The sequence below is a fragment of the Burkholderia sp. Bp9090 genome (genome assembly GCF_003857985.1).
GTDB lineage: Bacteria > Pseudomonadota > Gammaproteobacteria > Burkholderiales > Burkholderiaceae > Burkholderia.
On sequence record NZ_QTPV01000031.1, the window covers coordinates 82,294 to 91,014 of the forward strand.

Genomic DNA, 8,721 nt, shown 5'->3' on the forward strand with positions numbered 1-8,721 from the left:
CATGTTTCTCCCGATATCCACGTGGCCCGAAGCGGCCGCGGTGGCGCTGGCCGCAGCCATCGCGTCCACGGCCATCCTGCGCATGCTGCTCGCGACCGGCCTCGCGTGGCGCCTTGCCACCGACATTCCGAACGACCGTTCGCTCCATACGCTGCCGACGCCGCGCGTCGGCGGATGGGGCATCGTACCGGTCTGCGTCGTTGCGCTGCTCGCGCTGGCGCCGCACTTGTGGCTGATCGCCGTCGCCGCCGCCGGACTCGCCGCGATGTCGCAGATCGACGACCGGCGCGGGCTGCCCGCCCGCGTGCGATTCTCGGCGCACCTCGCGGCGGTCGTCGCGCTGATCGCCGTGTTCCCGGCCGACGCACCGTGGTGGCTGCTGGTCGGCATCGGCTTCGCGATGGTGTGGCTGACGAACCTGTACAACTTCATGGACGGCGCCGACGGCCTCGCGGGCGGCATGGCGCTGTTCGGCTTCGGCGCATATGCGGTCGCGGCGCTGACCGGCCCGATGCCGTCACCGGATCTGGCCGTGGCCGGCTCGGCTGTCGCCGGCGCCGCGCTCGGCTTTCTGCTGCTGAACTTCCATCCGGCCCGGCTGTTTCTCGGCGATGCGGGTTCGATTCCGCTCGGATTCCTGGCTGGTGCGCTCGGCTATTGGGGCTGGCGGGCCGGCGTCTGGCCGATCTGGTTCCCGGCGCTGGTGTTCGCGCCCTTTATTGCCGACGCATCTGTAACACTTTTGAGACGTCTGTTACGTGGCGAAAAGTTCTGGCAAGCGCACCGGGAGCATTATTATCAAAGGATGGTCCGGGCGGGCGTAGGTCACCGCCGGACCGCTCTTTATTGGTACCTCATCATGCTCGCGGGCATAATCGTCGCCGTGTGGGCAAAGGGCCGCCCGGAACTGCAGCAGTGGCTGTCGTTCTTCGCGTGGTACGGCGTCCTGGCATGTATCGGACTGGTAATCGACATGCGCTGGCGCCGGTTTCAGTCGGCCGCCGAAAATAACTCTTGAGGTTTCCTGCCGATGTTGCGATCCAAAGCATCATGGCTTTCGCTGAGCGCTTTCCTGTTTGACCTGACGGCGGTCACCGCCGCGTGGTTGTTCGCCTATCTCGTCCGATTCAACGGCAGCGTTCCGTCCGATTTCATGGGCGGCGCGCTGACGGCGCTCGTCTGGGTGCTGCCCGTCTACGCGCTGATGTTCCACGTGTTCGGCCTGTATCGCGGCCTGTGGGTGTTCGCGAGCCTTCCGGACCTGGTTCGGATTTCGAAGGCGGTGATTGGCGGCGGCGTGATCGTGATGATCGGCGCCGTGATGTTCCAGCCGTCGCCGATCATCCCGCGTTCGGTGTTGCTCGTGTCGCCGCTGATGCTGTTCCTCGCGATGGGCGGCGCCCGCGCGCTGTACCGCGCAACGAAGGAGTTCTACCTGTACGGCGGGCTCGTCGGGCAGGGCAAGCCGGTGCTCGTGCTCGGCGCCGGCACGGCCGGCGCGAGCCTCGCGCGCGAACTGTCGCGTTCGGGGGAATGGCGTCTGGTGGGCCTCCTCGACGACGATCCGACCAAGCAGGGGCGCGAGATCTACGGCTACAAGGTGCTCGGCTCGTTCAACGACCTGAAGCACTGGACCGATGCGATGAAGGTCGAATACGCGATCATCGCGATTCCGTCGGCATCCGTTGAAACACAGCGCCGCGTTGCGACATTGTGCGTGCGCGCCGGCGTGAAGGCGATGGTGCTGCCGTCGCTGACCGCGCTGATGCCGGGGCAGGGGTTCCTGTCGCAGGTGCGCAATATCGATCTCGAGGACTTGCTCGGACGCGATGCCGTCACGATCGACACGCCGCACGTCGAGGCGCTGCTGCGCGGCCGCGTCGTGATGGTAACCGGCGCGGGCGGTTCGATCGGTTCCGAGCTGTGCCGGCAGATCCTACGTTTCAAGCCGGCGCAACTGGTCGCGTTCGATCTCTCCGAATATGCGATGTACCGGCTCGCCGAGGAACTGCGCGAGCGCTTCCCCGACCAGCCTGTCGTACCGATCATCGGCGACGCGAAGGATTCGCTGCTGCTCGACCAGGTGATGTCGCGCTATGCGCCGCATATCGTTTTCCACGCGGCCGCGTACAAGCACGTGCCGCTGATGGAGGAGCACAACGCGTGGCAGGCGCTGCGCAACAACGTGCTGGGCACCTATCGCGTCGCCCGCTCGGCGATCCGCCACAACGTGCGCCATTTCGTGCTGATTTCGACCGACAAGGCCGTCAATCCGACCAATGTGATGGGCGCGAGCAAGCGGCTCGCGGAGATGGCGTGCCAGGCATTGCAGCAGACGAGCGAAGGCACGCAGTTCGAGACGGTGCGTTTCGGCAACGTGCTCGGCAGCGCCGGCAGCGTGATCCCGAAGTTCCAGCAGCAGATCGCGAAGGGCGGCCCGGTGACGGTCACGCATCCCGAGATCACGCGCTTCTTCATGACGATTCCTGAAGCGTCGCAACTCGTGCTGCAGGCGTCGAGCATGGGGCACGGCGGCGAGATCTTCATTCTCGACATGGGCGAGCCGGTCAAGATCGTGGATCTCGCGCGCGATCTGATCCGTCTCTACGGCTTCTCGGAAGGGCAGATCCGGATCGAATTCACGGGGCTGCGTCCGGGCGAGAAACTCTACGAGGAACTGCTCGCGGACGACGAGACGACCACGCGCACGCCGCATCCGAAGCTGCGGATTGCACGTGCGCGGGAAGTGCCGGACCATCTGCTCGACGAGCTGTTGCCGTGGCTGATGCAGCACCGCGTGCTGAGCGACGACGAGGTGCGCCGGGATCTGCGGCGCTGGGTGCCGGAATATCAGACGACCGTCGCCCCGGTGCTGCAGAGCGTGCCAATGGCGCGAGCCGTATCGAACGAATGAGCTCTCGCGGACGCCGCCCACGTTGGCCCCGAGCATGAAAAAAGCGCCCCGCGAGGCGCTTTTTTCGTTTTGGGTGCTGGACTCACTGCCCGCGTCTTTCCTTTCTCACCACCATCCACCGCGGCACCTTGAACCTGACGATGCTGAGATAAAGCCACACATACGTCAGCGCGAACAGCACGACAAAAACGAACAGATGCACCGTGTGCCGCCAGAACAGCGTCGCCGGAATCACCGCAACGAGGCACAACAGCCAAAGATAAGGCGACGTCAGCGAATTGCGCCGCGTGAGGTCGTGCGCGTGCTTCGTCCCGACGGCCCAGCGCATCAGCCGCTTGTACACGAGCATATGAAGATGCACGCCGTCCGGAATCCCCGGCGACATCCCGCGGATGAACTTCTTCCGGTAGATCGAGAAACACGTCTCGAAGATCGGATACATGAACAGCAGCACCGGATACCACGCCGACACTTCGCGATTGCGCATCACGAGCATGATCGCGAGTTCGGCGAGCATGAAGCCGATGAAATACGCGCCGCCGTCGCCGAGGAAGATCAGCCCCGCAGGGAAATTCCACAGGAAGAAGCCGAGCACGGCGCCCATCATGATGATCGACGCCGACATCACGACCGGGTCGTTGACGTGGAATGCGACATACGCAAGCGACGCGAACATCATGAAGCTGACCATCGACGCGAGGCCGTTGAAGCCGTCGATGATGTTGATCGCGTTGGCCAGGGCCGCGACCGCGAGCACCGTGATGAACGCCGAAATGGCCACGTAGCCGAGCAGGAAGTCGAGCGGCGGCACGCTGATCCGCTTGACCGCGATGCCCAGCAGCCAGAACGCCAGCGCGGCCGCGCCCATCGTGCAGAGCAGCCGCGCGCGCGGCGACACGCGCTTGGTCAGGTCCTCGACGAGGCCCGACAGGAACGCCGGCATCCCGCACGCGACGATCCCGAGAATGCTGCCGGCGATCGTCGGATAGCGCCGCGACACGAGTAGCGCGGCAATGACGACCCCGGCGAGGATCCCGATGCCCCCGACACGCGGCACCGGCCGTACGTGGAATTTCTGCACGCCGGCCAGGTCGCTGTCGACCGAGAATTTCTCGTGCAGATGTGCATAGCGCACGATGAACAACGTGACGAGCAGGGAGACGATGAAGCCGGACGCGAAGCTGAGCATGGGATCGCTCGAAAAATGGACAGCGGATTATACAAAACCGCGGGGGTTCCCCTCCTGCCATTTCCAGTGGTCGGCGCACATCTCGTCGATCCCGAGCGTTGCGCGCCAGCCGATGAGGTCGGCCGCAGCCTGCGGATTCGCGTAGCACTCGGCGATGTCGCCCGGGCGGCGCGCGACGAGTTCATACGGCACCGGGCGGCCCGACGCCTTCTCGAACGCGCGCACGACTTCCAGCACGCTGTAGCCCTGGCCCGTGCCGAGGTTCACGACGAAGCTCGCATCGCGCTTCGCGAGCGCGTCGAGCGCGGCGATGTGCCCCTTCGCGAGATCGACGACGTGGATGTAGTCGCGCACGCCGGTGCCGTCCGGCGTCGGGTAGTCGGAGCCGAACACGCGCAGCTTCTCGAGCTTGCCGACCGCGACCTGCGCGACGTACGGCATCAGGTTGTTCGGGATGCCGGCCGGATCCTCGCCGATCAGCCCGCTCGCATGCGCGCCGACCGGGTTGAAGTAGCGCAGCGTCGCGATGCGCCACGACGGGTCCGATACCTCGAGATCGCGCAGGACCTGCTCGGCGATCAGCTTCGACTGGCCGTACGGGTTGGTGGCCGACAACGGGAACGATTCGTCGATCGGCGAGCGCTCCGGCACGCCGTACACGGTCGCCGACGAGCTGAACACGAACTGCCGGACGTTGCGCTCGCGCATGATCTTGAGCACCGAGAGCAACCCGCCAAGGTTGTTCTGGTAATACTCGAGCGGCTTCGCGACCGATTCGCCGACCGCCTTGAGCGCCGCGAAATGGATCGTGCCCGTGATCGGATGCGCGTCGAACACCTTCGCGAGCGCGGCTTCGTCGCACACGTCGACCTGGTGGAACGCGGGCGTCCTGCCGGTGATCCGCTCGATGCGCCGGACGGACTCGGCCTTGCTGTTGACGAGGTTGTCGACGATCACGACATCGTAGCCGTTGTCGAGCAGCTCGACGGCCGTATGCGAGCCGATATAGCCCGCACCGCCGGTAACGAGGATGGTGCCTTTAGCGGTCATGCTGATGCGCTCCTTCAGAGTGTGATGCCGGTCAATGTATGAATGGTCTGCCGGTAGCGTTCGACGACCTGCTGCTCGTCGAATTCCGCGCTCACCTTGCGGCGGCCGCACGCGCCCATCGCGTCGCGTCCGGCGGTCCCGAGTTCGATCATGCGGATCAGCTGCTCCGCGAGGCTCGCACTGTCGCGCACGCGGCACAGGAAGCCGGTTTCGCCGTCGGCGACGACGTCGCGGCAACCCGGCACGTCGGTCGCGACGATCGGGCGGCCCATCGCGGACGCTTCCATCAGCGTGCGCGGCACGCCCTCGCGGTACGACGGCAGCACGACGCAGTCGGCCGCCGCGATGTGCGGGCGCACGTCGTGCGCCTCGCCAAGATACTCGACGACGCCTTCGCCGACCCACGCGTCGACGTCCGCGCGGCCGATCGCGCTCGGATTGTCGACGCCGAGCGGCCCGAGCAGCTGGAAGCGCGCGTCCGGGTAGCGATCCCGCACGACGCGCGCGGCCTCGACGTATTCGCGCACGCCCTTGTCCCACAGCAGCCGGCCGATCAGGATGAACACGGGGCCACGGCCGGCGGGCAGCGGCACCGGCGCGAACTGGTCGAGATCGACGCCTTCGCCGTGCAGCAGCCGCGCTCGCTCGGGGTGCGCGAGCAGCTGCTCGTCGGTGAAGGTCGCGAGATCGTCGCGGTTCAGGAACCAGACTTCACGCGGAAAGCGGAACGCGAACCGGTACAGGCGCTTCGCGACGCTCGCCGCACGGCTTTTCTGGATGAACACATAGCCGAGGCCGGTCGTGACCGCGATCGACGGCACGCGCGCGAGCCACGCGGCGATCGACCCGTAGATGTTCGGCTTGATCGTGTAATGGAACACGAGATCGGGCTCGAGCGCGCGGTAATGGCGCACCAGCGCGGCAAGCGTGCCGAGATCCTCGCGCGGGCTCGTGCCTTTCGACGCGACGGCGAGCGCGACGTAGCGGCAGCCCATCTGCTCGAGCAGCGGCACCGTGCGGTCGTGCGGCGCGATCACGATGACCTCGGCGCCGCGCGCGACGAGCGCACGGATCAGCCCGTGGCGGTACGTGTAGATCGCCCAGGCCGTGTTGCAGACGAGCGCGATGCGCAGCGAGGAGGTAGCGGACATGAAAAAAAGCAAAAAATAAAGCGTCGAAAATGCCGGAGGCGGGCTACGCGGACGGCCGCGCCGCGAACAGCGTCTGCTTGATCCGCTGCAGCGTACGGTACGGCGTCACGAAATGCAGCAGGTTCTTGGCGAGGCCGGCCCAGTCGTACGGGTTCAGCACGTTGAAGTGCCGCAGCAGCAGCGATAGCGTCGATATCAGCTGGCGGCGGCGCTTGGTCGCGCTGATCCCGCCCTCGTTGAGCTCGTAGTAGAGGCCGAGCTCGGGCAGGTTCGCGCAATCGTAGCGTTGCATTAACCGTAAAAAAAGATCGAGATCCTCGGCCGCGCGATACTTCGCGCGGTAATTGCCGACTTCGCGCACGGCGTCGATGCGCAGCATGACCGACGGATGCACGAGCGGCGAGCGCAGGAAGCGCGTGCGGCGCAGCGTGCGCGGGTCGGCGGGCGGGGTCAGCATGAAGCGCGGCTCGCCGGCACGCGACACGACCTGGGTCCACATGCCGACGCAGGCGACGCGCGGGTGCGCATCGAGATACGCGCGCTGTTTCGCGAGGCGCCGCGGCGCGGCGAGGTCGCCGGCGTCGATGCGGGCCGCAAAGCGGAAGCCGCGCGCCGCGAGCGCGTCGATGCCGGCCTCGAGCGCGCGCTCGATGCCGCCGTTGCGCGGCATGCGCAGCACCTCGACCGCAAGGCCGGGTAGGTCGGGCGCCACGATCGGCGGCGTGCTGCCGTCATCGACGATCAGCACGTGCACCGGCGTGTCCTCGCGAAACGACGCGAGAGTGCGCACGACGTCGTCGTGGCCGTTGTAGGCCGGCATCAGCACGGCCACATCGTCGAGCGGGGGCGGGCAATCGGGAGACGTCATGGGCGCAGCTTGAAACGAATGTAATAAAAATTAACGGCGGCGGCGGCGACATAGCCGGCCGCCAGCCCGACGAGCGCGCCGTACAGGCCGAGCCGGGGGATGGCGAACACGTTGACGAGCGCGGCGATCGCGAGCGCGAGCACCCATTTCGCCAGCAACACGAATTTTGCTTGATATTTGAGAACGATAAGATTGCCTATCGCCTCGATGCCGGCCGGCACGGACAGCCAGACCGCCCAGCGGAAGATGTCGACCGACGCCTCGTAACCGCGGCCGAACACCTTGCCGACGATGAGCGGCGCGGCCGCGTCCAGCACCAGCGCACCGGCCGTCATCAGGCCGGCGGTCATCGCGATCAGCCGGACGATGTTGCGGCGCAGCCGCGCGACGTCCTGCACGCGGTACACGAACGCGGGCGCGATGGTCTGCGCGAGCATCAGCGCGAGCGTGATCCAGTTCTCGTTGAGCTGCTGGGCCGCCGAGTAGCGGCCGAGGTCGGCGAACGACACGTGACGCTCGAGCATCAGGCGATCGAGCTTCAGGAACAGGTACATGCAGATCAGGCCGAGCCAGAACACGGTGCCGGCGGTGGCAAAGTGCCTGAACAGCGGTTTGTCGAACGTCCAGCCGAGCGCGCCGCCGTTACGATGGCGGAAGTAGAGGAGCAGCGCGAAGCCGATCACGGCGGCCTCCAGCGCCCACAGCCACGCGAAGCGGGCAGGGCCGGCGGCCGCGCGGACCAGCAGCCAGACGAGCAGCGCCTTCGCCAGCGCGGTGAGCATGCTGGTCACGAGCTGCGGCTTGCTGTAGGTCAGGCTCTGCAGCCACGCGTTGATCACGCCGACGAACGGCTCGCGGAACACCATCGTGACCGCGAGGCCCGCGAGCATCGCGCCGACCAGCGGGTCGAACGCGCCGGCGCCGATCGCGATCCAGGTCGCGACGAGCGCGACGGCGGACACGCCGATGCGCAGCACGAAGGCGCTGCCAAGCACCGCGCCGAGCTGCGCGGGCGGGCGCTGGACGATGGTCGGAACCAGGATTTCGGCGCCGCACACCCAGGTGAGCGGCGCCAGTACGAGGAGAAGCGTATTCGCATACTGCCATTTGCCGAACACGTCCGGCCCGAAATAACGGGCCAGAAGACCGCTGATCGCGATCGCGACGCCGATCTGCGTGAGCCGTTCGAGCCCCAGCCAGACGAGATTCGCGACGGCCTTCGCGACGTCCGGGTTGCCGAATCGCTTCAGCATGCGGGGCAGCCGCGCGAGCGGAAGGCGGCCGGCAGGGCGCCCGAAGGCGGCGGGTTGGCGGCGGCGGAGCGGCTAGGCATTAAAATGGACAAAATACGCGTCATCAAAACCCGCGATTATAAGTGGGATCGGGGCCGCTCCAGCCGTCCCGTTCCTTGTTCCGCAAGGCCCGCATGTACGATGGCCGGCATGCGCGAAAGGCGGCCAGATTATTTTCCATGCACGCAACCCAGAGAGAATCGATGATCTCCCAATCCATCTTCAAGGCATATGACATTCGCGGTGTGGTCGGCAAG

Annotated in this window: 8 protein-coding genes; 2 read left to right on the forward strand and 6 right to left on the reverse strand. The window is 66.3% G+C overall.

Annotated features, from left to right (window positions below; translation table 11 throughout):
* Nucleotide 1 precedes the first annotated feature (1 nt).
* Nucleotides 2-1,018 (forward strand): glycosyltransferase family 4 protein, encoded by a 1,017-nt coding sequence (locus tag DIE16_RS24915; RefSeq protein WP_124571697.1) that lies wholly within the window; start codon nucleotides 2-4, stop codon nucleotides 1,016-1,018.
* Between the two features lie 12 nt (nucleotides 1,019-1,030).
* Nucleotides 1,031-2,914: a nucleoside-diphosphate sugar epimerase/dehydratase gene (locus DIE16_RS24920; RefSeq protein ID WP_044846278.1), complete on the forward strand. Its 1,884-nt coding sequence runs from the start codon at nucleotides 1,031-1,033 to the stop codon at nucleotides 2,912-2,914.
* An 82-nt stretch (nucleotides 2,915-2,996) separates the two neighbouring features.
* On the opposite strand, the gene DIE16_RS24925 is transcribed toward DIE16_RS24920, so the two are convergent.
* From DIE16_RS24925 to DIE16_RS36935, 6 genes are all read right to left on the reverse strand, one after another.
* Nucleotides 2,997-4,103 (reverse strand): glycosyltransferase, encoded by a 1,107-nt coding sequence (locus DIE16_RS24925; protein WP_044846277.1) that lies wholly within the window; start codon nucleotides 4,101-4,103, stop codon nucleotides 2,997-2,999.
* 27 nt (nucleotides 4,104-4,130) lie between these two features.
* Complete coding sequence (galE, locus tag DIE16_RS24930) at nucleotides 4,131-5,153, reverse strand: UDP-glucose 4-epimerase GalE (RefSeq protein WP_044846276.1); 1,023 nt, start codon at nucleotides 5,151-5,153, stop codon at nucleotides 4,131-4,133.
* 14 nt (nucleotides 5,154-5,167) lie between these two features.
* The gene (locus tag DIE16_RS24935; protein ID WP_124488763.1) at nucleotides 5,168-6,304 is read right to left on the reverse strand and encodes a glycosyltransferase family 4 protein; all 1,137 of its coding nucleotides are present in this window, start codon (nucleotides 6,302-6,304) and stop codon (nucleotides 5,168-5,170) included.
* A gap of 43 nt (nucleotides 6,305-6,347) precedes the next feature.
* Nucleotides 6,348-7,172, reverse strand: a complete 825-nt coding sequence (locus tag DIE16_RS24940) for a glycosyltransferase (protein WP_124488764.1) — start codon at nucleotides 7,170-7,172, stop codon at nucleotides 6,348-6,350.
* Nucleotides 7,169-8,425, reverse strand: a complete 1,257-nt coding sequence (locus DIE16_RS24945) for an oligosaccharide flippase family protein (RefSeq protein WP_124893603.1) — start codon at nucleotides 8,423-8,425, stop codon at nucleotides 7,169-7,171. Before DIE16_RS24945 ends, DIE16_RS24940 begins: the two co-directional genes overlap by 4 nt.
* Before the next feature lie 103 nt (nucleotides 8,426-8,528).
* Nucleotides 8,529-8,721: hypothetical protein (locus tag DIE16_RS36935; RefSeq protein WP_221622538.1), on the reverse strand; the 193-nt coding region annotated here is incomplete at its 5' end.

Coding starts and splice junctions, on each gene's coding strand:
- DIE16_RS24915 (WP_124571697.1), top strand. CDS start 2: ATGTTTCTCCCGATATCCACGTGGCCCGAAGCGGCCGCGGTGGCGCTG.
- DIE16_RS24940 (WP_124488764.1), bottom strand. CDS start 7,172: ATGACGTCTCCCGATTGCCCGCCCCCGCTCGACGATGTGGCCGTGCTG.
- DIE16_RS24945 (WP_124893603.1), bottom strand. CDS start 8,425: ATGCTGAAGCGATTCGGCAACCCGGACGTCGCGAAGGCCGTCGCGAAT.
- DIE16_RS24920 (WP_044846278.1), top strand. CDS start 1,031: ATGTTGCGATCCAAAGCATCATGGCTTTCGCTGAGCGCTTTCCTGTTT.
- DIE16_RS24925 (WP_044846277.1), bottom strand. CDS start 4,103: ATGCTCAGCTTCGCGTCCGGCTTCATCGTCTCCCTGCTCGTCACGTTG.
- DIE16_RS24935 (WP_124488763.1), bottom strand. CDS start 6,304: ATGTCCGCTACCTCCTCGCTGCGCATCGCGCTCGTCTGCAACACGGCC.
- galE (WP_044846276.1), bottom strand. CDS start 5,153: ATGACCGCTAAAGGCACCATCCTCGTTACCGGCGGTGCGGGCTATATC.